General features: G+C 44.5%; 17 protein-coding genes. 5 read left to right on the forward strand and 12 right to left on the reverse strand.

Annotated features, from left to right (window positions below; translation table 11 throughout):
- Positions 1 to 71: 71 nt before the first annotated feature.
- Both ACJJI1_RS15135 and ACJJI1_RS15140 read left to right on the forward strand, forming a co-directional pair.
- Complete coding sequence (locus tag ACJJI1_RS15135) at positions 72 to 1,763, forward strand: Hsp70 family protein (RefSeq protein ID WP_444957178.1); 1,692 nt, start codon at positions 72 to 74, stop codon at positions 1,761 to 1,763.
- On the forward strand, positions 1,763 to 3,094 hold the full coding sequence (locus ACJJI1_RS15140; RefSeq protein WP_444957179.1) for an RDD family protein: 1,332 nt from the start codon (positions 1,763 to 1,765) through the stop codon (positions 3,092 to 3,094). Before ACJJI1_RS15135 ends, ACJJI1_RS15140 begins: the two co-directional genes overlap by 1 nt.
- A 687-nt stretch (positions 3,095 to 3,781) precedes the next feature.
- On the opposite strand, the gene ACJJI1_RS15145 is transcribed toward ACJJI1_RS15140, so the two are convergent.
- Positions 3,782 to 4,114 (reverse strand): hypothetical protein, encoded by a 333-nt coding sequence (locus ACJJI1_RS15145; RefSeq protein ID WP_444957180.1) that lies wholly within the window; start codon positions 4,112 to 4,114, stop codon positions 3,782 to 3,784.
- A 698-nt stretch (positions 4,115 to 4,812) separates the two neighbouring features.
- Here ACJJI1_RS15145 and ACJJI1_RS15150 point away from each other — a divergent pair.
- Positions 4,813 to 5,868: a hypothetical protein gene (locus ACJJI1_RS15150; RefSeq protein WP_444957181.1), complete on the forward strand. Its 1,056-nt coding sequence runs from the start codon at positions 4,813 to 4,815 to the stop codon at positions 5,866 to 5,868.
- A gap of 199 nt (positions 5,869 to 6,067) precedes the next feature.
- On the opposite strand, the gene ACJJI1_RS15155 is transcribed toward ACJJI1_RS15150, so the two are convergent.
- The 7 genes from ACJJI1_RS15155 to ACJJI1_RS15185 all read right to left on the reverse strand — a co-directional run bounded on the left by ACJJI1_RS15155 (position 6,068) and on the right by ACJJI1_RS15185 (position 14,402).
- Complete coding sequence (locus ACJJI1_RS15155; protein WP_444957182.1) at positions 6,068 to 6,415, reverse strand: hypothetical protein; 348 nt, start codon at positions 6,413 to 6,415, stop codon at positions 6,068 to 6,070.
- 80 nt (positions 6,416 to 6,495) lie between these two features.
- Positions 6,496 to 6,846: a hypothetical protein gene (locus tag ACJJI1_RS15160; protein ID WP_444957183.1), complete on the reverse strand. Its 351-nt coding sequence runs from the start codon at positions 6,844 to 6,846 to the stop codon at positions 6,496 to 6,498.
- A gap of 100 nt (positions 6,847 to 6,946) precedes the next feature.
- Complete coding sequence (locus ACJJI1_RS15165) at positions 6,947 to 7,846, reverse strand: alpha/beta hydrolase (protein WP_444957184.1); 900 nt, start codon at positions 7,844 to 7,846, stop codon at positions 6,947 to 6,949.
- 245 nt (positions 7,847 to 8,091) lie between these two features.
- On the reverse strand, positions 8,092 to 9,024 hold the full coding sequence (locus ACJJI1_RS15170; RefSeq protein WP_444957185.1) for an ROK family protein: 933 nt from the start codon (positions 9,022 to 9,024) through the stop codon (positions 8,092 to 8,094).
- Positions 9,025 to 9,222: 198 nt separating this feature from the next.
- A complete protein-coding gene (locus ACJJI1_RS15175) occupies positions 9,223 to 11,727 on the reverse strand; it encodes a TonB-dependent receptor (protein ID WP_444957186.1) in 2,505 nt (834 codons plus the stop codon).
- A gap of 353 nt (positions 11,728 to 12,080) precedes the next feature.
- Complete coding sequence (locus tag ACJJI1_RS15180) at positions 12,081 to 13,067, reverse strand: glycoside hydrolase family protein (protein ID WP_444957187.1); 987 nt, start codon at positions 13,065 to 13,067, stop codon at positions 12,081 to 12,083.
- A gap of 114 nt (positions 13,068 to 13,181) precedes the next feature.
- Complete coding sequence (locus ACJJI1_RS15185; protein ID WP_444912554.1) at positions 13,182 to 14,402, reverse strand: ROK family transcriptional regulator; 1,221 nt, start codon at positions 14,400 to 14,402, stop codon at positions 13,182 to 13,184.
- 246 nt (positions 14,403 to 14,648) lie between these two features.
- Here ACJJI1_RS15185 and ACJJI1_RS15190 point away from each other — a divergent pair, with 246 nt between their 5' ends.
- A complete protein-coding gene (locus tag ACJJI1_RS15190; protein WP_444957188.1) occupies positions 14,649 to 16,250 on the forward strand; it encodes a sodium:solute symporter in 1,602 nt (533 codons plus the stop codon).
- 158 nt (positions 16,251 to 16,408) lie between these two features.
- Positions 16,409 to 17,623 carry a hypothetical protein gene (locus ACJJI1_RS15195; RefSeq protein ID WP_444957189.1) on the forward strand — a complete coding sequence of 405 codons (1,215 nt, stop codon included), beginning with the start codon at positions 16,409 to 16,411 and terminating at the stop codon, positions 17,621 to 17,623.
- A gap of 64 nt (positions 17,624 to 17,687) precedes the next feature.
- On the opposite strand, the gene ACJJI1_RS15200 is transcribed toward ACJJI1_RS15195, so the two are convergent.
- The 4 genes from ACJJI1_RS15200 to ACJJI1_RS15215 all read right to left on the reverse strand — a co-directional run bounded on the left by ACJJI1_RS15200 (position 17,688) and on the right by ACJJI1_RS15215 (position 23,302).
- A complete protein-coding gene (locus tag ACJJI1_RS15200) occupies positions 17,688 to 18,020 on the reverse strand; it encodes a hypothetical protein (protein WP_444905878.1) in 333 nt (110 codons plus the stop codon).
- A gap of 212 nt (positions 18,021 to 18,232) precedes the next feature.
- On the reverse strand, positions 18,233 to 21,334 hold the full coding sequence (locus ACJJI1_RS15205) for an efflux RND transporter permease subunit (protein ID WP_444957190.1): 3,102 nt from the start codon (positions 21,332 to 21,334) through the stop codon (positions 18,233 to 18,235).
- 336 nt (positions 21,335 to 21,670) lie between these two features.
- Complete coding sequence (locus tag ACJJI1_RS15210) at positions 21,671 to 22,429, reverse strand: efflux RND transporter periplasmic adaptor subunit (RefSeq protein ID WP_444957191.1); 759 nt, start codon at positions 22,427 to 22,429, stop codon at positions 21,671 to 21,673.
- Between the two features lie 576 nt (positions 22,430 to 23,005).
- Positions 23,006 to 23,302, reverse strand: coding sequence for a hypothetical protein (locus ACJJI1_RS15215; RefSeq protein WP_444957192.1), 297 nt, complete (start codon positions 23,300 to 23,302; stop codon positions 23,006 to 23,008).

Genomic DNA, 23,302 nt, shown 5'->3' on the forward strand with positions numbered 1-23,302 from the left:
ATCTATTGTCTTAAAAATTATGTAGATTCGATCGTTTTTGCAACTCGAATCCAAGGGTAGGTAAGGGAAATATGGCCATTATTGGTATCGACTTGGGAACCACTAATAGTGCTTGCGGGGTACTGACCGATGAAGGGGTAAAACTAATCCCCAACCGTTTGGGGGAAACTTTGACTCCGTCAGTTGTGGGGCTCGATGACTCTGGCACACTGCTAGTCGGCAAAACGGCTAAAGAACGTATTATTAACCACAGTAGTACCACTGTGGCTGCGTTCAAGCGCTTGATGGGTACTGACCACAAAGTTTCCCTGAGGAAGCAAAAATTTAGCGCAACTGAACTCTCTTCGATAATTTTACGGGCACTCAAAGAAGACGCTGAAACTTTTCTTGGCGAAGAGGTAACCGAAGCGGTAATCAGTGTCCCAGCTTATTTTAATGATAATCAGCGCCATGCTACCAAGTTGGCAGGGGAGCTTGCGGGATTAAAAGTAGAGCGGCTAATTAACGAGCCAACTTCGGCTGCCATTGCTTACGGTTTACACGATAAGCGCGAAGGAAACTTTCTTATTTTAGATCTTGGGGGTGGCACCTTCGATGTTTCCATCCTGGAATTTTTTGATGGCATTATGGAAGTTCATGCTAGTGCCGGAGACAACTTCCTCGGTGGAGAGGATTTCGTTGAGGCAATGATCGATGATGTTCTGGCCGAGTTTGATATTAAGAAAGAAGCCTTAAGCCCTCGCGATTTGCAAAACTTATATATGCAAATGGAAAGCGCCAAACGTCGAGTTAGCCAGCAGCCTGAGCAAAAACTTGAATTACAACTTGATGGGCGCTCCCTGCAATTCCAGGTGACTCCAGAGTGGTTTGAGAAACTCAGCACACCCCTGTTGTTAAGAGCGAAACGGCCAATTGAGCGGGCAATGCGCGATGCAGATTTGCCCCCACAGAAAATTGATGAAGTGGTATTGGTTGGCGGTTCGACGCGCATGGCCCAGTTTCGTTCAATGGTTGGTCGAATGTTTGGCCGTCTGCCAGCCTGTCATTTGGACCCGGACACTGTCGTTGCGATGGGAGCAGCTATTCAGGCTGGCTTAAAAGAAAAGAACTCAGCACTGGATGATATTGTCCTGACTGATGTATGCCCTTACACCTTGGGAACGGGTGTTATCAATGAAGATAATCCGCAGCTCGGTGCCTACTTTATGCCTATTATCGAGCGCAACACGGTTGTACCAGTCAGTGTTGTAAGACGGGTTTGGACTGCTCGGGATGATCAAACCCAACTTTGTGTAGACGTATACCAAGGAGAGAATCGCCTGGTATCTAAAAATGTGTACCTGGGTGAGATGACGGTTCCTGTGCCGAAAAAGCCTAAAGGGGAAGAAGCGGCAGATATTCGCTACACCTACGATATGAATGGGCTTTTGGAAGTGGATGTGACCGTGGTCTCCACGGGTAAAACCTTCAACAAGTTAATCGAGTTTACGCCGGGAGCTCTCTCTGATGTACAAAAGGCTGAAGCCCTGCAAAAATTGACAAAACTGAAATTCCACCCCCGTGAAGATGAAAAAAACCAAGCAATTATTGCTCGTGGTGAGCGCTTGTATGAATCCAGTCTGGGCGAGCAGCGTGAGTATATAGCTCAGTTACTGTCATCGTTTGATAGCGTCCTAGAAAGGCAAAACCCTACAGAAATTATTAAGGCTCGAACTGAGGTTAGTGAAATTCTGGATCGCTTGGATGGCGAGGACTGGATTTGATGAATCCCTGGGCCATTCTTGAAATTAACCCCATCACTGATGCTCGCGCGATTAAGCGTGCTTATGCAAAAAAACTAAAGCAAACCCGCCCGGATGAAAAACCGGAAGAATTCCAGGCACTTCATGCGGCTTATAAGCAAGCACTGAAACTGGCTGAGCAATTGCAAGAGGAAGTGGCTGGGCAGACGGAAGCCTCCCTGGAAACTCCTTCACTAGGGCAGGCAGAAAATACAAACCATGAGAAGGTTAATAGTGAAAGGGTAGCTGTATTAGAAGGGGCGCAAGAGGCAGAAGTGCGGGCTCCCACTGATGAAGTCTCAACTCCTCTTGCAGCTGAAGAACACCCAGCGAAGCAAGAGGGTGTTTCTGATCCCTTGGAACAGAGCGAAGGTGTATCCCCTGATACGCAGCCAAGTGAATCTCGGGAAGCGCAAGACCTGGATAGAGATTTGCGTATCGAAGAGTTTCGGCGGGTGCTTAAGCAAGTGGATGAAATGCTCAATAATCACTTGGAAATGAGCCTGGAGAGGAGTTGGGACTTTCTCACCAAGAGTCCCTATATGCTGGATGAGGAGTATAATTGGAACTTAGGTCTTTCTGTATTTGAACGCTTTGCCCAATTTAATCAAAATGCTGTAGAGGGGGGGAAATCCGCAAGGTTTCGCCCACAAGTAACGCCGAACATCCTGCAATACTGTGATCAATTGTTCGATTGGCGAGGGAATGCGTCTTACCTCTACCAAGCGCTTGACGAGAAGTTGTGCAATAGCATATTTAATAGCTTGGAAGTCCATGAGTCCCGTATTGATCCTTTGCAAGGGCTTCGTGGCGGGGGCAAGGTAGAGGCACAAAGTGAGGCTGAATTTGAAGGGCACTATGAAAAGTACTTTTTTGGTGATGTTGTAGCTAGAGGCGTTGCATTCTTTTTAGACTTGGTTATGACTTATATGGCCGTAGGCTCCCTTGCAACTGCGGCGATGATGAAAATCTTTGGATTGCCGGAAGCTGTAGCAGCCGCAAAAGTCATACCTTTTTGTTTTGGAGCCTACCTGTTATTTGCTTGGTTGTTTGAGTGTTCCAAACTTCAGGCAACACCTGGCAAGTATATAATGGGCTATCGAGTAACCAGTCAAAAATTTGGGCGGATTGGATACTTGCGAGGGCTTTGGAGAACTGTGAGCTTTGCTTTCACTAGTGCATTTGGGCTTTTTGCATGGATTATCAACTTCTTCCTGGTTAACAAATTATTGCATGATCGGTTAAGTCGCACTTATGTTATTAATATGCGTAAGACTCATGAAGAGCATTTACGCCGTTTGAGAAAAGCTTAGCTTTAGAGCGGGGATACGTTCCCGCTCATCCCTTATCTATCTTTATTAACTAGGCATACAGATGAAATTGTAGGTTGACGCAGCCCCCTTGCAGTAGCTTCGTGATGGGAGTGAAGTAACAACGGTTAATAAAGAAAATATGAATGATAACTACGAACAGTACTATTTCGGCTATTTATTAGCTATGGCAATAGCTGTTTTATTGGGTTTGTTCCTATTTTATGTGATTATTGACATTTCTACGTCTATTGTTCTAATGAAGACCTTTGAGAAGCCAGAGGATATTGCACCCTTATAAGCTGCAGGAATTTTCGTTTTGGAATATTTATTCTTTTCCTGGAAGCTGGAAAGCTCTCAATTTCAGGTTGCTCTGGCGAAATGCCTGATGGGCTGTCGTGTGACCAATTGTCAATTTGAGCGGTATTAGATATGGCCTTATCCTCTGGCGAGTAGTTGGTTTTGTCTTGAGTTTAGCGCTTGGAAAAATCGGTTGGTTTAGAGGCTGTTTTCTTAGTGGAGGTTTGATATATGACCGGTTTAGCAGAAATTATGTAATTAGCATACGCATAATTCATGAAGAGCATTTAAGGTGGCGTTATAGTTATTTTGGCTAGCCATTCAGCTGAAAAATATCGAATAGTTGGCTAGCCAAGAAGAGTTGGAGCCTGAAGAATTTTTAGGGGGTATTTAATTGTTGTTCACATTGAAATACCCAAATGTGGGGTAGGTTCCACCTTCAAAACAGGTGTCCAGAACATAAAAATTAGCTTTTTTCTCGGCAAAAAAAGCTGCGGTTAATAAGGTTAAAGTTTCTTGTCCGTTTTTGGCATCTTTGCTCCAGCGTATTGAATTGCTACTACAGCTATCTGGGCCTACTGTTTGGTCCAGCCAGACGTAACAAGTTGCGCTGTCCATGTGGCAGCCCACCTTGTTAATAGTGACATCGCCAGATGAGCCTGCGGCGAAAGTGACTTTTGATAAGGCTGCCACAATTAATGCAATCAGAAATTTGAGTTTCATTGGAGTCTCCAGTTCGAAGTGTTGTTGCCACAGGTTCTGAAGAATATAGAAGCTTTTGTAAATAGCAAATTTTAAATCTGAATATTTTTGTATATTACGAAGTTGCGATTTGAGTCATATATTTTTGATCGGAACACCAAGCCGTATTTGGTATGTAGGTGCCAGGTTGTGGTGTTGTGAGATGCATGTCTTAGTAATGCGCTGAAGTGAAGGTGGTCTTGGTTGTCTGATTTTAGATCTGTAGAATAAATATATGCAGCTAATATAAGTGGAATGCTTAAGTTAGAGTGCGCTAATCCTGAGTAAAATTCTAGTGGGTTTATTTTGAAAAAAACATGATGCTAAAATTAGAGCTTTATGTCGTGTGATATTTTTTTCGTTTAGAGCTTCTTATAATGGATGGAACGTTTGTTTCATATTTTGCCTACTGAAAGGGTGTGGCTATAAATTTCCAAGTCAATACGGCTTTTAACGTCTACCAAATAGAGGTGTAGGTGGTGTTATTAATAGTGTGTCGACAGATTTACTTTGAAATGATTTGCAGTAGCTTTTTGTTTTGTCGTACTATTTTGGGGTGATGCTCTTTCAGAGTGGCATTGACTTATTAGGGTTAACTAAATGTTAGTATCTTTCTCATTGGTAAGCGTCACTTTGTCGATGTGAGAATAAATTTTGTACGGTTTGGGATTGGGAAGTTTATGTTGAAGAGTATTAAGAAACTGCCTTTTGTTGGGAGCCTGCTGCTTGCTTTGATAGGTGGTGCTGTGTCGGCTCAAGAAGAGATGACGGCCGCGGCTGACTTGAAAGAGCCTGAATTGCTTATATTGCATGGAGAAATTGCTACTCCAATAATTATTCCGCCCGGAAATGTTGTGCCTGATCATATAGAGGCATTTGGTTTTTATCACTCAGGTAAGTACGTCGATTATATTTCTGAGGTTGCTCCTTTTTCTACGTTCATTAACCTCCATTGGAGTAATGTGGATGAGAAGTTGGCCGAGGCCAAAAGACATGGGGTTAAAGTGTGGGTGGAGTTAGGGCCTATCTTTTTTAATACGAGTTCAGGTCATACTAGGCAGGAAGATTACCTTGAGCTGTGGGAGAGTGCCAAAGAAAAATTAAAGCCATACGAAGATATTATCTATGCACTAGATCCTCTGGATGAACCCTTCAATCGGTCAAGTATGAGCTATGGAGAGGTTAAAGAATATTTGGATGAAATTGGTCTTATTTTGATGCGGGACTTTCCCGATGCATATAGAGCTTTAACTTTTACAGAGAAAAGTGTTGAAGAGATATTGTTTTGGCAGCGTATTGTAGGTTGGGATCCTATCAATCAGGTTTGGGAGTTTAGTGAGTATAGTGAATATATGCCTATTAATTACAATTTGTTTGGGGTGGATAAGTATAAAGGCGTCAACTTTCAGGGCGGAATGACTGACCTTTTGAGAGAAAATGTAGAGAAAGTAAGGGAGCATACGGGCGCTTTGCAAGATGCTAAATTTTACATAATCCCTCGTGCATTTATGACTGACAACACAACTTATGGCTATCTTACGGAAGAGCAATTGATAACACGGGCTCAGCAAGCTTATGATCATGCTGTAAGGAATGAAGATGTGATCGCCATTTATCCTTTTGCTTGGCCTGAAGTGTATGCAAGTAAAGGGACTCTTTATGGGCCGCGCTATGTCCCTGAAGTAGAAGAACAGTACCGAAAAATTGGTAAAGCGATTAAATTATTTCGAGATTAACTGGTAATAATTTTGAGCTAAATCTTATTTTATCTGATATGGGTATTTTTTTGCATCGGAGGGTTATTGATATGGCAATAACCTTGGGCTAGCCTACAGTTAGAATATTTTTAACCAGCCTTCTTTGAAGGCTGGTGTTATCAGCCTCAATTAAAGGAAGATATCGTTATTGATAAAGAGATAGGGGATTTTTAGCTTATTATTCTTCGCTGTAAACCCTAATAGATATTAGCTCAGCCCGACTACCAAAGCATTGATCTTTGACGTAGATAGTTATTGGTTTGTTTGCCATTTGTGCAGATAAAGCAATTGACAACATACCTGACATCATGTGATTTTCTTCACTGAGGACAACGCTGGCACCCCATTCGCAACCTGGATCACTTGCTTTATAAGTGATATTTTTGTCAAATGCTATAACGTAGCCATCTTCATTCCATCGAGATTCAATCCATTTGATATATAGCTTGTTGTCATATTCTGATTCTACCCCTGCATATGAAGAGGTAGATATTAGGAGGATTAATACTACAAGAAAAAATTTCATTTTAAAATTCTGATAACAATCTGTAAGATGACATTTGGCGAGGGTTCTCTCGCAAAGTTTAATAAATTAATTTAAGTAGATTACTCTTCATTCCATACGCGTATGGAAATTAGTTCAGGTCTTGAGTTGAAGCATTCATCCTCGACGTACAGAGTGACGGGCTTGTTAGCCATTTGGGCGCCCATGGCTAATGATAATGTTTCACTGTGTAAACTATCCTCATTAACTTGAATAACTACACTGTTTTTCCATTGGCAATTGGGGTCTGTGCCGCTATATGTAATAGCCCTGTCAAATTCAATTGCCAGTGTGTTTTTACTCCAGCCGGTTTCTATCCATTTGATGTAAAGCTTATTGCTGCTATCGGATGAGACTCCTGCGTATGTTAATGTGGGCAATAGGCAGACGAATATTGTTAAAAGTCTTTTCATCTTTAATCCTTAGGATGAGGGGGAATCATGAAGGGGGGGAATATACTTAAACAAAATTATTTTTCAAGCTATTACTTATCCTGAATCAAATAGGCAGCTCTTAGAAGGAATATTTCCTAGGTAATACACTGGTCTTAAATACCTTTTCTATCCCTCGATCATAGCCTGGATTAACAACACTACCGTGATTCTCGTTATCAAATACACGTTTTCTTAAGGTAAGGCTATTGTAGTTACGGGACTTCAGTCTTTTTACTAGTTGAGAGAAGTCTTTTACTGCGCAAACTGCGTCGATTTCACTGCAAGTCTCCTCACCACCAATAAATAAATACACACTTTTTCCCAAATCGGCATTGCGTTCTGCATAGGCCAATTCACTATCTAAAATTTGCTTATCAGCCCACCAAATACTGGGGCTTCCAATAACATATCGGTCAAAGCTGTTGGTGTGGTTAAAAAGTGCATGAAGAGCCAGAAGCCCACCCAGGGAATGGCCCACTAGGGTTTCGTCTTCTTCGTTACCTTTAAAATTATTATTGATAAAGGGCTTGAGCTCCTCTTCGATAAACTCAAGAAATTGATCGGCGCCTCCACCCAGTTCGGCGCCTTTGATCACACCAGGCACGGGGGTGAAATCCATTACTCGCTGGGCGAAATTCGGACTATCAAAAGCGTGGGAGATACCTACCAGAATTACAGGGGGCATTTTGACATTGCCAAACTCATCGGGAACCTGTTCCTGAAGGAGGTTAGGGGCTGTCATAGGGAAATGCAGAAAGCCATCGGTCATATAAATGACTGGATAGCGATCGGTATTTTCCGGGATGTACGAGAGAGGCAGCATTATATCGATAACGTACTCACGCTCTAGTAAATCAGAGTAAAAGTTGTATGACAGTATCCCTGGGCGGGTGAAAGTTGTGGGTTCGGCACTGCCGGCTGCTGCCAGCTGGCAACAGGCACTAAGAATACCTATCACTAATAATCTAATTATTTTCATTGCTATCCCTGAGGGGCGCTGAAACTTACCTGTTATCGCCCTGCTTACTAGAGGTATCTATATGGAAGCCTAACAGATAGATAAAGGGAATCGCTAGCTGGGGAGGGGGTTACTGCCGCAGGAATCACTCTGCATCGCAAGTTTTTGCCCAAGAAGTGGTCGTGATCACAGAAATTTGGATATTGCGCGTGGGAACCACGTCCACTTAAAAGAGGATGGCAGGAAGGGGATGTCCCCTCCCTGGTTCAGGCAATGACGTTTTTAGTGTTGTATAGGTGCTGGGCCATCCGTAGGGAGCCGACCTCACCGGATCTTCCCACTAGTTTTGGTGCAACGATATACCGTTCAATATTACTTTCTGAGACTTGGGGAAAGTAACCACCGGCTAAGGCTAGGAATTTTTGTCTTATGCGATTGAATAGGTGCGCCTGTATCATCACTCCACCCCCCAGTATGATCCGCTGTGGTGAATAGCAGCTGGTAAGGTTGACACACATAGTGGCCAGATACTCCGCCTCCAGGTCCCAGGCCGGGTGGTGTTGTTCCAGGTGTTGGCCACGCAGTCCCCAACGCTCCTCTATCGCAGGACCTGAGGCCAGTCCTTCAAGGCAGTTGTTATGAAATGGGCAGTTGCCTTTAAAAGAATCCTTTTGGTTGTCTCTAGGCATCAACATATGCCCAATTTCCGGGTGCATAGATCCATTGATCAGCTGCCCGTCGATCATAATACCGGCGCCGATACCGGTACCGATGGTGACGTAGACAAAGTTCTTAACATCTGTAGCGGCGCCGCAGAGGTGCTCTCCAAGGGCGGCGCCATTAACATCTGTATCGAAAGCAACTGGTACCGACAGGGCTTGGCTGAAGTAGCCAGCCATATTGGTATTGGACCAGCCAGCTTTAGGTGTTTGGGTGATATAGCCATAGTAGGCGGATTCTGGGTCCAGGTTTACCGGACCAAAGCTGGCTATGCCCAGCGCAGAAACAGTGCCGTGGCGCTGACTGCTTTCGTGAAAAAACTGAGCGACCTTGGATAGCGTATGTTCTGGATCGGTGGTTGGGAAGCTGGCTCGCTCACGGATGTCATTAATCCCAGCGGCTACCACACAGTTAAATTTGGTACCACCGGCTTCAATTCCGCCGAGCAAGGTATCTACCGCATTGCCTTGCATTTCCATCCTAATCCGCTCCCCGGGTTACATAAGTTATTCGTATTATCAGTTGATGGTTTCCGAAATTACACTACTGATAGTTTATAGCTGGTTATATTGTTTCTTAAAGAAAAAAACCGAGCGCCGGTGGGGGCCAGACGCTCGGGGTTTGCAAAGCTATGGGCAGAACTGCAAACCACTTACTAGAGTAGGGAAGAACAACGATCAAAAAGCGTAATTGAAACTGACGCTGGTGGAGCGGCCACTGATAGCCCGTCCGCGTACTATGTCTCCAACTTCTGCGTAAGACTCTTCAACTTCGGTAACAACAAATTCATCGGTTAGGTTGTTTACATTAAAGGAAACGGTAAGGTCTTCTGTCAGGTAATAAGAACCAAACAGATTGACCAGGACATAACCTTCCTGTTTCAACTGGTTGGAGTCAGAAACAAAATATTCTGTAGACCCTTGGAGGCTTGCACCAAATGTAAAGTCATCGCCAAAGTTATATTGCGGTGTAATCGTGTAAATGAAATCTGCTTGGCGGCGCGGCGTATTACCTACGACAGAACTGTCGTTGGCATCTTTTGAAATTTCGGCGTCGGTCCAGGTGAGGTTTCCATTTACGGAAAAGTCTCCATAACTGTAGGCTGCTTCCAGCTCGATTCCTTGGGCTTCATACTCGCGTACAAACGTTAAGCCGCTAGTGATTTCTGCATTGGTCTCTTCAGTGACCGTATTGAAGTAAGTTGCAAAGAAATCCAGATCGCCGGTTGAGAGTTTGTATCCAATTTCCAGCTGGTCCACAGAGTCGAAGCCATCGGTGGTGTCGGTTAGGCTTCCGTCACTGTTGAGGGCGCCGCTAATTTGTAGAAGCCGATCGGCAATTGCTCGACCACCCTCGCTGTAGCGGGCAAAAATAGCCATGCTGTCGTTGAGAATATAATTTCCACCGAGAGAGAAAGAGGTGTTGTCTGCATCGTAGTCAACGAGCTGGGTGGATCCATTGGCCATTGTGATGACGCCGCCGGTGAATCCAAAGGCATCGGAAGCGCTAGCACTTTCCACATCGCTGATAATACCATCGCCATTCAGATCGTAGTCTGTATCACCACCGCAGCAGCTGGAAACCAGGGAGCCTTTGGCATTGACCATATCGTGGCGGGCACTGACATCGAAGGTAAAGTCGCCGATGTCGATCGCCACATTCATATAGGGTGCATAAGTTTCATATTCCAGGTCCCAGGCCCAGGAAAGAAAGCTTGCAGACCAGACCCCATCATCTACCAGTACATCTCCGTTGGCATTGGCAGTTATGGTGAGGTTTTCAGAATTGCTGCCGTCAACAGTTTGAACTAGGGCATTCCAACTATTCCAGCTGGTTTTGATATTTTGGTTGGAGTAATAGAACCCACCGGAAACAACAATATTATCGCCAATTAATTTGTCGACTTTAAAGTCGTTAACTATCAGACCCAAATCGTGTATTTCTGTATCAAAGAGCAGGTCGACATAGGCGAGGCCTTCGGCCTCTTCACCATTGGCATAAGTCACCGTTGTGCCGGCGCTACAGTCTATGGCCTCTCCGCTACTGCCTACGGCATTTGCACAAATGGTATCAGCCATATCCTGTGTGGATTGTGGTCCGTAATCGCCGAAAGTATCGGTAAAGGGGGAAATAAAGCTGCCGCTAACATCAGAAATTCTGAATTTGTCGGTAACAGTCCAGCCATCATTAAATTCGAATTTGGTTTCAAAGCCATAGGCTTCCACCAGAGATTCGATACCGTCGGATAAGTCGCGGGTTACCGGATTGCCGTAGGCATCAAAAGTGGAAATGTATCGATAATTATCGGAATGCAGGGTTTGGCTGCTGGCATCGAAGTTGGCAACCGTGCCGAATTCACCATCGCCCTTATAGGTTACAGGGCCAGGAAGATAAGTTGTTACCCGGTCATCGAGATGTTTGTAATAGAGGCGGACATAACCGTTATCAAACTCTTTGGTGAGGTTGGCCTTGAGTTGGCCGCCGGAATCCCCATCAAAGCCGGTCTCGCGGATGCCTTCTCCCTCTCTTAAAAATCCGCCGACATAGAATCGCAAAGTGTCATTCAAGTGGTGGCCATAGCCAAAGTCCAGGCGGGATTCATCGTAGTCCGCACCAAACGAAAGTCCTACATTACCACCTTCTTCTTCGCCGGTATTGCTGATCATATTGATCACACCGCCAGGTGAATTACTGGCAAAGGTGGAGGCAGAGCCGCCGCGTACGCTTTCTATACGTGCGAGAGAGGAGTCGGTGCGAACAAAGTTGTCAGTGTTACCGAAATTAATATCGCCGTATTCTAATACAGGCAATCCGTCTTCCTGGATTTGCATATATTTGGAGCCGCCAGTTGCCAGGGGAATACCTCTAACGGTGATATTTGCATTGCCGCCCCCACCGGAGGATTCCGCCCGAATACCGGGTAAGCTGCGGAACAGCTCTGCGGTAGAGCGCGGGGCGTACTTCGCCATTTCCTCAGTGTCCAGTGCACTAACGGATACGCTGGATTCCATCTTGGTAACCGGTCGGGCGGTTGCGGTAACCATCACCTCTTCAATTTCCGGCATTTCCTCAGCTGTTGCCGGTACCGCTACGCTGGAGGCCATGGCAACTGCCAGGGCTATGGAGTGTGGTTTAAAGTGTTTCTGTGTCTCTGAACCTGCTTGGAAGCCCTCTGCAATCACGGTGCTCTCCTCAATCATCTCTTATGGTTATTAGATTTTTCACGGCCCGTTCTCTGCGGACTCGAGACTCTCTTCCTGTTACCGCATGGGTGGGACCTCTCCCCGCGAACACATTTATTAAATCACTGTGATTTAATAAAGGCAATACGAAAATTTGCGGAATTTACGCATTGGAATTAGCAAATAAATAAGTAGACCAAAGAGAAGTAGTGATTTTTGCGGTATCTATCTTTGCTTTTGGTGACAGCGCTGCTTGTCTTTCTAAGTAACACTGGTTGCGAGAGAAGGGGATACGGGGCAGTAGATGCTTCCGGTGAGCATCTACCTAAGGATTTTTTTGCGATTCCTGCCTACTAGTCTTTGGCCAATTCCAGTTGTCCATCGTCCATAAACTCGATGCGCTTGGGGTCGCAGATACCGCCGATAAAGTTGCCCTCGGCATCGTCCCGATTAAAAGCCAGCAGATACCAATGTTGGTCCGGCCCCTGAATGACCCGGCCAGAATAGAGTGATCCCTGCTGGTCTGCGCCGATAAAGCCATCTCCAAGTACTTCGTATGGGCCATTCAAATCATCGGCGACAAAATATTTTGTGCCAGTCAGTGGTGTACCCTGCATGGATTGTCGATGGGCAGCGCTGTGGAACTTTGTCGATACTGAGCAGAATAAGTAGTAGCGGCCATGGATATATTCAATTTGCGGTACTTCCATTTCACCATACCAGCCGGGAGCCAGTACCGGTTGTCCTACTTTCCAGTGAATTAAGTCTGTTGAACTGGCATAGCCAACTGCGCCACGCCCATCAGGGCTGCCCTGGTTACAGCGCGCAGTGAGATACATATGGTAGAGATTCTGCGAGGGGTCCTTAACGATCCATGGGTCACGCCAGGATGCATCGTGCCAATATTCAAGGTTCAGGCCATCGTAGAAATTGGGATCTAATTCCACCAGGGGGTTGTTGGGGTGTTTTTCCCAGTGTAATAAGTCCTTGGAAGTTGCCAGGCAGACCCGCTGAATCAGGCCTTTCTCCGAATATTTAGTACCGGTATAAAACATATACCAGGTATCGCCTTCTCTGTGTACACAGCCGGTCCAGGTAGTGTAAGAGTCTGCCGCTTCCTCGTTGGCGGTTGCAGTTCGAGGTGAGGGTTTCAGTGCATCCTGGAGCGTAGTCCAATGAATAAGGTCCGTAGAAACGGCATGACCGACAGATACATTCCAATGGCGCAGCTCAGGATCGCCCAGTGATTTATCGGCTTGAAGGTAAAATACATGGTACTGGTCGCCGTCCTGCGCGAACCAAAAATCCCATACCCATTTATTATCGAGATTAAATGCCATGATATTTACCTCATTAGTGCTGATTGGAAATTTGCCGGTGAGTTATTGCTTTGATTATTCTTAAGGAGCCCAGAGTTATTTTTATGCTTTTCTGGGGTTCCAATTAAGGCGCAATCAGGTGGATATTCTTCCAGGTATGCCGCCCTTTAATAGAACTGTTTTATCCGGTGCAAAAATTGAGTAAAAAGGCAAAATCGCACCGCCTGTGGCGATGGCATCGACTCCAATTTTTCCACTGACAATTTTGGGCGCAAATACGCCTGAAGGCGCCACCTGCTTTATCCTGCGAGAAATCATTTCGACCAGTTCGTCTAATAAAAAGCGGGGTAAATGCGCATCGACAATAATAGCCTCCAGGTCCAGTACGCTGTTTGCCGATAGAAATGCATAAACCAGCGCATCTGCACAGTCGTCCAGCCACTCCTGGATCTGAGGGCGGGCCTGGTCCATTACCGTTTCAAGTTCGGAAGTGCTGGTAATTTCGATGCCGCACTCTCGTAAATGTCTGCGCAGCCCAAATAGTGAAGCGCGATTGAGGAGTAGCTCAAATGCCCCTTGATTTTCAGGGGTACTGCTAAGTTTTGAGGGGGGCACTGGCAGGGAAACCAGATTGCCCGCATTGCCATGGACGCCGGTTTCCAGGCTGCCATTTAATACCAGGCCTCCACCGATAAAGGTCCCGATATAAACGTAGAGAAAATTGGATATGTCCTGGCCATTGCCAAACTGCAATTCGGCAACAGCAGCAGCTGAACAGTCGTTCTCGAAGAAGACTGGCAGATGTGTGCGCTGAGCAACTTCTTCAGCAAAATTAATTTCTTTCCACTGGGCCGCTAGTTCCTCGCTCATATTGAGTTCTTCAGTCCAGGCGCCGATAAACCAGGGCATAGCGATACCAACGCCCACTAGTTTCCCTCTGTCTTTAGCGGGTAGGGTATCAGTAAGTGCCTGGAGGCCCGATTCAATTTTTGCCAATAAAAATTCGGGCTCCGGGAATTCAAACTCGTGGCAAATCTTCTTTAGTACTGTGCCACCAAAATCCATTAGTAGCAGCTCGATATTGCGCCGTCCCACCTTGATACCGACAGAGTAAGCACCAGTAGGGTTAATAACGTACATAATCGAGGGTTGGCCTTTGCCGCCCAGTCGCCGCCCCTCTCGCATTACCAGCCCTGCGCTTTCCAAATCATCGACAATCCGGGTAACCGCCTGAGCGGTGAGGTCAGTTTGGCGCGCTAGGTCGGACTTGGAGGCTGCGCCAGTCTTCCGCAGGGTCGTAAGCACCACTCGCTCGTTATAACGGCGTAAACCACTGGAATTGCTACCTTTACCCATCCGTGCCCCCTGAGATGAAACGTGATCTGATCCGGCCACTGATTGTCCGGTTCTATTGTTAAAAGTGTAACTTTAAAGCCTTTGCTTAGTCTATTGACTTCGTTGGTACTAAGATCGGAGTTTATATAAACTATTGATTAATATAGCTTTTTTTGTTTATTGAAGCTTGGCTTTACTTAATTAAACCACTGTGATTTAATTTTTGGCCAAGTTCAAGCAAATCATTCTAAAAATACGCTGCTAGCAGTGAACGAGGAAGTTATGCCGGTCGATTTTGGTCTTCACCCAGTCGATGCGACCATTTTGGTCGTCTATTTTGTTTTCACCATCGGCCTTGGGCTCTTCCTAAGTCGCCGCCACGATACTGCAGAAGACTACTTCCTGGCTGGGAGAAAAATGGTATGGCCCTTGATTGGCTTATCCCTGTTCGCTTCCAATATATCGAGTACCTCTTTGATTGGCTTGGCCGGAGATGCTTACAGCACTGGCATAGCGGTCTTCAACTATGAGTGGATGGCGGCGGTTATCCTGGTTTTCTTTGCCGTTTTCTATCTGCCCACAATTCTTCGCTCGCGCATTTACACAATGCCGGAAATGCTTGAGCGTCGCTTTAACAGCACCGCGCGCACTTATTTTTCGGGATTGACTATTTTCCTGAATATTGTGGTTGATACTGCAGGTAGCCTCTATGCAGGGGCCCTGGTAATGAAATTGATATTTCCTGAATTACCAATTTGGACCACGATTTCAATTTTGGCGGTGATCGCGGGTATCTACACCATCTGTGGAGGTCTGGCGGCCGTTATTTATACCGACACCATTCAGGCGCTACTGCTGATATTTGGTTCAATCCTGATCAGTATTTTTGCCCTGGATCGCGCAGGAGGTTGGGAAAATGTTGTATCCCAGGTCTCGGCGGAACAATTGAGTCTGATACGGCCCATAGGTGATTCGAGTGTGCCCTGGTTGGGGCTAATTACGGGAGTCACCCTGCTGGGATTTTATTTCTGGTGTACTAACCAATTTATGGTGCAAAGGGTACTCAGTGCGAAAGATGTCAATCACGGCCGCTGGGGAGCCTTATTTGCCGGTCTGCTCAAACTTCCCGTGCTGTTTATCATGGTTCTGCCTGGCACTATGGCGATTGTTATTTTCCCGGAACTAGAGCGCGCAGATATGGTTTATCCCACTCTGCTATTTGAGCTGTTGCCTGTCGGTATCCTGGGGCTAGTGTTGGCCGGTTTTGTTGCTGCACTAATGTCGCAAATTGATTCCACGCTTAATTCAGCTTCCACGCTGGTGACCATGGACTTTGTGCGGAAGTTTTTTCCAGGCCTAAACCAGCACCAGTTAATGCGTGTAGGTCAGCTGGTCACCTTTATCTTTATGATACTTGCCGTACTTTGGGCACCACAAATTGAGAGTTTTGGTTCCTTATTCCAGTATCTGCAGAAGGTGCTTTCCTATGCAGTTCCCCCTGTACTGGCACTTTTCCTGATCGGATTCTTTTGGCGTGGTGCTAACTCCAGGGGAGCTATGGCTACTTTGCTGTTAGGTACCTTGGGCGGTGCTGGCCTCTTTTTTGTCAATGAAGTCTTCGACTGGACAAGCTTACATTTCCTCTATATTGCTCCAATTTTATTTGTCTTCTGTTCACTGGTATTGGTGATTGCCAGCCTACTTTATCCTACTGAGATTAGCGAAGAAGCCAAATCTTTCACTTGGTCTAAAAGTGATTTTGACACTGAGACCGTATCCCTGAAAGCACAGCCACTATGGAAAAACTATCGAGTTCAGTCTGTGCTACTGCTTGTGGTTACTGCGTTGGTGGTTGGTTCGTTCTGGTAGCGCGAAGTCAGATTACTTCTATTTTTCACCCCACAGGATGGAAAACTTAAACAATAAAGGCAATACAGGAGGGTTGGACACGGACGAAGTTGACAAAAGGTTGTACTCAGATAGTTGTATCCGTTTAAAAGAATAATCTTATAAAGAAGGTGTTGACTATGAAGTATTTCGTCACAGCGATGTTAGGTTTATTGGCTTCTGTGCAGATTAGTGCAACAGAAAATATTTTGGATCAGTACTTTAATACATCAGATAATGGTGGGACCCTAAGGTACGATACAATATTTCAGTATGGTAAGAGTGGGAATGGTAGCGATTTCGATATGTGCGATAGCTATGTTACCGCCCGAATCCCTGGAGATAAGATCACCGCTATAACCAGTTTTAGCGGTGATGAGAGAATCAAAGGGTTAAAACTCGAATACTTACATGCAGGAGATGAGGAGGTTGGTAAAACCACTATCTCCGGGTATCGAAAGTTGCTTGGTGCTACCGAATATATTCAGGGTTGGCGCTTCTATAAAAAGCGCGATGGCAATATTTCCAGGATTCGAGTCTACTTGAAAGACATGGCTGATAACTCAACCCGTGATATTACCTTTGGAGGTAATAATGGCTGGTATAAGTGGGAGGAATACCATCTAAGTATTGGAACCCGGTCAGTAGTTGGATTTGCTGGTACTGCGAGTGATAGTAAAGTTTGGAGTATTTACCCTTGCGTTGCGGATCGTTTGGAATTGGTGGAATCTGGCGTAGAGATTCACTGGGATCAGATTGTGGAAACCCCCAACAATACCAGGACATTCTTTGGTGAGAGATTACTTGAGAACTCTGGCAGTATTGCCCAAAACGACAGCACAGAAGTCTGGTATACCGACGGGAAGAGTGAAACAGATACCTGGACTAATACTATGGGGATTTCGGTTACTGCTGGAGTTAGCTTGACCGAGGGTTACAAAGTCGGTGTTCCCGGTACTGTTGAAAATAGTGGCTCCATTACATTCAGTTTTTCTGAGACTTTTAGTGTTTCAACGACCGTTGGGGAAACATCGACCAAAAGCAACCAGGAAACTGTTAAAGATGCCATGCCATCTAATGTACCCGCTTATGGACTAATGATGGCGCGGATGATGGTGGAAAATAGCGAGGTTGAAGTTCCCTATACCACAACGGTCATGAATCCCCATAATGGTGATGAGTTCGAGTTCTCAGGAGTTATCAAAGGTTCCAGCTATTCCAATGCGCGGAAACGCTGGGATGAAGTGGGGCGGGCCTTTCCGACTCGTTATGAGATATACCAGAGTTATGCTTGGGTGATCGAGTACTATGGGTTGGAAAATGCAAGTTTGATAGATGATCCGGATATTTTTTAGATTGATATTGATAAGAATTGACTGGCCCAAATTATAAAGGGCCAGTTAATCATATGAGATTTGGCTACTCATCATGAAAACGGATTGAGCCTAAGCGAATCCTGTCATCTTCACATCCGTAGTAACTAAACTTTACAGTTTTCTGGGACATATAAGCGGAAAGCAGAAAAGATACTTTGGTGTTGTATATGGCAGAGTCGTCATTGATAAGAAAAAAGGTGTTTTTGCTCACGCAGCTCACCTCTGTCTCTGGATTGACAAATCCTCTAAGTCTGACATCTACACCATTCGAGTGTACTTTTAAGTAGTAAATTTGCGCCTTCTCTGTCCAAGCGGCATCGCTGATAAGTGGCAGTGTAAATGGGATACTCAAAAGTAAATATATTAGAGACTTCATCCTTGATTCCTTACCCATTCATAAATGGTAATTAAACCCTTGCTCTCCGTGTTGGTTAACTACATCTTGTAAAACTATAGCAAATAAAGTTGCTTGAATAGGTGGCGCTCTGCGTCGTAAAGTACTTTTCGAATTAAGTATTAACGCCCATTCTGGCACAAAAAATATGTTTCCAGTTTGGGCGTGAATAAATTGATGTCAAATGAGGGATATCACGCAGTAGAGGCTTCTGTTAGCTTTAGATCACTCTTTTGAGTAGTGTCAGGTAAGTGAGCGCTAAACAGCTTCTGTGATAGCAAGGCAGACATAAAAGCCAAGACAAATAAGGCGCTAAACACCATTCCACCGGTAATAACCGTCGCTAGACCGCGATAAATAGCTGCGCTACTTCCAGGGTTAAGCACTAAAGGAATATTGCCAAAGATACAGGTAATTGTTGTAAGCATAATGGGGCGGACACGCAAGCTGGCAGCCATATATATCGCCTCCAATTGATTGGCTCCGTTTTGCAATGACTTATTAAATTGGTTGACTAGTAGTATCGCATTATTAACTACCAGTCCCATTAAGATTACAAAGCCGATCATGGTTATTACATCCAGGCTTTGGGGAGTAAATAGATTTAAAACTTGTAAGCTTATCATTCCGCCAGCGAATGATAGGGGTACAGCACAGAGTACTGCTGCTGCTAACTTTGCGGACCTTTGGGCGAAATACAATAATAAGGCCAATACTGCAATAGCGGCTGCAAAAATCTTTAGAAACTCACTGAGGAACAGGTTGAGTTCATTGGCGCTACCTCTAAACTGTGTATGAAGATCATTGTAGGAACTTGCTGATAAAAACTCTTTCACAGATTGATCAACATCCTCGACAAAAGACTTCATAGCAACGCCTTCGGGAGGAGTTAAGCTTATTGATGCACTCACTTCCTGGTCGACACGAAGTATACTAGCTGGCGCTTGAGTGATTTTGGCATCGGTCAATTCACGTAGAGGTATAAAGCCGTGACTGTCAATCAGTATCTCTGTATTTAGGAGCGTCTCAAGATTTTGTGGTTCTCTTGCTTTAAGGTAAAAAGGAAGAGTGTTGGTTCCCGTATAGAAGTGCCCAATATATATTCCATCGGTTAAAGCCATCAGATGATGATTTAATTCCGATATCGTAATACCTAAACGAGCTAATTGTACTAGCTTGGGTTGAAATTCAATACGAATCGCTCTATTTTGAAGTGCGCTACCCTCTTGAATTTGCGCTTCTGGAAACTTTAAGCGTAAATGGCTCATCAGCTCACTCCCGGCCATCTGTAGTCGAGATAGCTCTGCCCCTTTGATATCTAACTGGCTAATACGGTTGTTGGGTAGGGCAAACCTTAGTAAACCACCTTGTCTGAAATGTATTCGAGTCCCGATTAGTCCAAAGAGAGCTTTTTCATTTAGCCAACTCTTTAGTTCTTCAAATCCCCAGTCCCCTTTTGTGTATAGATAGAGATTGCAATTATTTGGGTTGCAAATTATTCCATAAGTTGAAACTTGGTTCTCTATTTCTTCTCTATTGGCTGTGATTCTATTTACGACCCGTTCCCCAATTTCATTTCTTATGGTCTCTGTGGATAAAGGACTTTCAAAGTTGATATAAACAGAGACCATATTTTGTTTGGGGTCTGGGAGGACATCAATGTCAGGGCTAGAAAAGGAAGTGGCAATGAGTGCGACAGGTAATCCTAACAAAATCACAGTGGAAGCTAGCTTAGGGTTGCTTGCAGAACGGATAGAAAGCTTCACCCACCATTCAAGCACTTTATTAATTTTTATACTGCTGGATCCCTCCTCAGCAATTGCTGCTTTTCCAAGTAAGTGTCTGGCCAATGAGGGTAGTATTAGTAGAGCAAACAATAGTGATGCTAATAATGCGCTTGAAATTGTGAATGCCAGGTCTTGAAAAAGCTGCCCTGTTGCTGACTGCATGGCAATAATGGGCAGGAATACGATAACACTGGATGTTGTAGATGAAACTAATGGGCCCGAAACTTCTTTGGTTCCCCGCGTGATACTTTCCTGAATATTTATACCCTGCTTGCGCAGTCTTTGAATATTTTCTACGACAATAATTGCTGCATCGACCATTAACCCGATAGAAAGTGCAATCCCTGCAAGTGAAACTACGTTCATACTTCTATTTCCAAGATACATTCCCAGAACTACCAGAGAGATACAAATGGGGATACTTAGAAATATTAGGGTTAGAGTTCTAGGGTTACGTAAAAACCAATAAATAACCAGGCAGGCGAGTAGTGATCCCAGCAGGAGGCTTCCGTATACCAGGCTGAGGGAATTCCGAATACCCGTGGAGTCATCCCGGCTTATGGCGAGCTTCATCCCCAGTCGATTTAACTCTCCGTCATTTAGTTCTTCTATTGTTGATTTGAGCTGGGTGATGGTTTCTAGAACATTGACATTTTCGGTAGGGCGTAGGTAGAAGTATAGAGATCTATTGCCTTCAAGGGCAAAATATAACCAATCTGAAGCTACACGCTCTTTTACCGAAGCAATATCCGAGAGTTGAATGATTTGGCTTTCTCGTGTTGCGATAGGTAGCGTTGAAAGTTCCTCTAGTGGGATCTGCCCTTTAAAATGAAGGGCATAATCTTTTGATCCAATTTTTAGATTTCCTCCCGAACGATCCGTTAAATTGTTTAGATTTTCGGTTATCTCACTAATGGTTAAAGAGTACCGAGTCATCTTTTCCGGATCGAACTCAATATCGACCCTTTGGGCAGTGGGTGTGCCGGCCTCTTCAATAGACTGTACACCAGGAACTTTGCTAAAGGCTGGCTTTACATGATTTATAAACGCGTCGATTAATTCAAGTTCGCTAGCTGGCTTCTCAGAATATAGGAAAAAGGATCCAAGCGTAGCCCCTGCACCATTTGCAAAATTGAATACATCCGGTGTGCGAACTTGTGTTGGCCAATTGGGTACTTGGTTGATTTTGGAGAGGACCTCAATATACATTTTCTCCATATTTGCCTCCGAATGGAAGTCAATTACGGTCCAAGCCCAGCTACTATTAACATTGGTTTGCAATTCTTTTAGGTGGCTTAGGCTGGAGAGTTCTTGTTCTAGCGGAGCAATTAGTATTTGTTCTATTTCTTCTGCGGTCTTTCCTGGCCAGGAGGTTGCGAGTGCAATTTGTGGACGATTAATGGATGGGAGTAGGGCGTTTGGTAAATTTATCCCGGCTATAACCCCGGCTATTATTAGGGTAAAGGTACAACAGATGATAATTGAGCTGTATTTCTCCAGGGACTTCATGTGTTTTCCCTCTTTGTTGGAGTAACGGCTTCATTGAGTTGTAACCCTTCGTGACCTAGTACAATCAAAAGATCGCCAGGAGCAATGCTTGAACGTACGACAAAGTAATTATCGAGAGTATCTATTATTTGCACCCTGGTATTAACTGCTCTTTGGTCGTTGTCTAGAGTCCAAACCTTATATTGTCGCCCATTCTCAAGAATTACGGCGTCACTAGGAATTCTAGTAATGTATTCTTGCTCGCTATGACCCGCGAAAGGGGTAAACATAGTTATTTCAAATCGCTGCCCAACCAGTAAGGATTTGAATTTTTGTCTGTTTACTTTAAAGTAGAGATTAAAGTTCTGTGTTTCTGTGTTTCTGTGTTTCTGGGTTTACTATATGGCTGATATTTCTGAGTTCAATATCTTGCTCCTTAATTTTGAAGGTGCTATTGCTTAGCAGGCTTTCTTTATTTATGTGTTCTTCAGGGAGACTACATTCAATTTGGTTTTCAGTTAGTGGGAGTAACTGCATAATTCTTTGTCCTGGATTGAGGTTTTCTCCAGGATTAGCTTCTATGCTTAAAACTTGACTATCGGTTTTTGCGTAGTGCAGTAGTCGTTTAGAACGATATTCAGCTGTATTTAGTTGTTGTTCGAGTCTTTGCTTGGTTAATTGATAGGTGTCCACATTGAGCTTAAGGTTATTTAAATGAGACTGAGAAACCATGTCGGCTGAGCGAAGTTTCTCCAGTCTACCTAGTTCTTCTTCTGCATAGTTAAGCTGGATTTGTGTTAATTCAATATCGGTGCGAATGATCTTCATTTGCTGGGAGAGATAAAAGTCATCCTGGGCTGCTACTAGTTCACCAGCTTTGATAATGGAGCCAACAGGCTTTATTTCTATAAGTTCAGCATCTGAGTGACTAGATATTTGATGTAAGGCAGGGGATGATACAGAGCAAAATAACTTTGTTCTAATAGCTTGCTCCCAGGGTTGTGCTGCTTCTACCAGTACTGTGCGGCTATCGTTGGCAAGGCTATTGGAGCCAATAATTAACAGAATAGGTGGGATGCTGCCCATAAAGAGCTTTTTAATTTTACTGTTTCTCATCCTGAGGCTCTGGTCGGTTTTGTTTCTGAATTAATTGTTTAAGAGCGGTAATTGGTATTAAAAATTAAAGAGACTGTAGTGCCTTTAGTATTATATTTGACTAAAAGGTATTTGGATGAGCTATCTGCTGCAATCTCGGTGCGGTAAGATGAAATCTACAAGGGGTGAGTTGTTCATGTTTAGAATTTTGTAAAATGTTAACTTTTACAATGAATGCTTTTGGCGCCAGAGGCTATTTTCTACTACATATATTGCAGCGCTTATATGCCCAGCTGGAAATGACGGGGGGAGTGGTGTTGTGAATATCAGAGTGGCTTGCCTACTCGGGTTTTCTATCGGCGTAAGTTGAATAGGTCTGTTTGTAACTTACCTAAATGGTAAAGATGTGCCGATATTATAAGACTTAAATAATTAACTTTAATAATGTGGCCAGTAAAATGTATCTAGGTCTGAGGTGGCCGAGTGTTAGGCTAATTGGTGTTGTGTTAATCGGGTGCACTGATAATGTTCTGTACACCCGAATTGATCTATGCGGAATTTGTGTGGTAGGAGTTAAAATTATAGTTAGAAAGGGCGTTACTCCTCTCGTCTTAACTCCAGACGTTGAGATTCACGTATACGAAAACGCCGTTTGTTTTCTCGCTCTCCATGAATACGTACTCGCTCACCAGATTGCATACCTTTCTGCTTTGCCTCTTTGGCGTCGATAAAGTAGTACTCACCGGTTGTTTCGTCTTTTACGGAGAAGCGATGATCCACTTCTCCTGTTTGAAAGTTCTCGGAGATCTCTTCCTCTAACACGCCAGTTACGGTCTCTTCGGCAATCGCTGAAGAGGAAAGGGCGAGAAGTAGGGCTAAGGGTAGATTTTTCAT

Source organism: Microbulbifer maximicatervae (SeqCode) (assembly GCF_052467065.1).